The following is a 213-nucleotide window of genomic DNA, read 5'->3' on the forward strand; positions in this document are numbered from 1 at the left end:
GGTTAAGGAGAGGGGTTAGCGTAAGCGAAGCTCTGAACTGAAGCCCCAGTAAACGGCGGCCGTAACTATAACGGTCCTAAGGTAGCGAAATTCCTTGTCGGGTAAGTTCCGCCCCGCACGAAAGGTGTAACGATTTGGGCACTGTCTCAACCAGAGACTCGGTGAAATTATAGTACCTGTGAAGATGCAGGTTACCCGCGACAGGACGGAAAG

The 213-nt window shown here is 52.1% G+C and carries 1 rRNA gene; it reads left to right on the top strand.

Going from position 1 to position 213, the window contains the following annotated elements:
* Positions 1–213, top strand: a 23S ribosomal RNA gene (locus MR083_RS27630); the annotation flags it as partial.

Origin of the sequence: Bacillus cereus group sp. BfR-BA-01408 (genome assembly GCF_022663305.1) — a bacterium.
Taxonomy (GTDB): Bacteria; Bacillota; Bacilli; order Bacillales; family Bacillaceae_G; genus Bacillus_A; species Bacillus_A pacificus.